Below are 449 nucleotides of genomic sequence, written 5' to 3' on the forward strand. Positions count from 1 at the left end.
CGCCTGGGCCGGGGCGGCGCTGGCCTGGACCGGCGCAGCCTGGGCCGGCGCGGCCGGCGCCGCGGGGGGCACCGGTGCGGCGGGCTCGTCATCCGCGGCACCGTGCAGCGCTTCCTCGGCAGCGCGGCGCGCGGCATCCGCGGCCTCGACCCGGGCGCGGACCGCATCCTCGGCGGCGCGACGCTCGGCCTCCTCGGCCTCGCGGCGCTCCTCCTCCTCGCGGCGGCGGGCTTCCTCGGCGGCGGAGCGGACCATGAGCGCCTGGCGCTCCCGCTCCTCGCGCTGGCGCTGCGCCTCGACCCGGCGCTGCTCCTCCAGCACGCGCTGGCGCACCGCCTGCTCGGCGGCGGTCAGCGGCCGGTTGCCTGCGGGCGCAGGCCCGCGGGCCTGCGGCCCGCTGGCGCGGGCCGGGCTGGCGGGGCGCGGCCCGCCACCGGCCGGAACCGGCG

At 83.7% G+C, this 449-nt stretch carries 1 pseudogene; it reads right to left on the minus strand.

The window, feature by feature from the left end:
* Window positions 1-449 (minus strand): annotated as a pseudogene (locus E2C06_RS38405) (translation initiation factor IF-2); the annotation flags it as partial.

The sequence above is a fragment of the Dankookia rubra genome (assembly GCF_004355005.1).
Taxonomy (GTDB): domain Bacteria; phylum Pseudomonadota; class Alphaproteobacteria; order Acetobacterales; family Acetobacteraceae; genus Paracraurococcus; species Paracraurococcus ruber_A.